A 249-nucleotide genomic window follows, 5' to 3' on the forward strand; every position below is an offset into this window, starting at 1 on the left:
GGTTCACGCTATAGATAGTTGGGACGACTTACGTCGCCGCATGCAGCCAGAAGATCGTTGCTGCTTTGCTTTCTTTCATCTTTCTATGCCCGATGAGCCTTTAATTTTTGTTGAAGTAGCCTTAACTCAGGGTATTGCAAATTCTGTTCAATCTGTTTTATCTGATAATCGCCAAGAGATATCGGTAGATGAGGCTGATACTGCAGTTTTCTATTCTATTTCAAATTGCCAGCAAGGACTGAATAGTAT

At 41.0% G+C, this 249-nt stretch carries 1 protein-coding gene; it reads left to right on the forward strand.

From position 1 onward, the window contains the following. Nucleotides 1-40: 40 nt before the first annotated feature. On the forward strand, nt 41-249 hold a 209-nt coding region (locus tag AAEZ02_RS23150; RefSeq protein WP_351125521.1), incomplete at its 3' end, for a malonyl-CoA decarboxylase domain-containing protein.

The sequence above is a fragment of the Shewanella sp. T24-MNA-CIBAN-0130 genome, from assembly GCF_040310185.1.
Lineage (GTDB): Bacteria > Pseudomonadota > Gammaproteobacteria > Enterobacterales > Shewanellaceae > Shewanella > Shewanella psychromarinicola.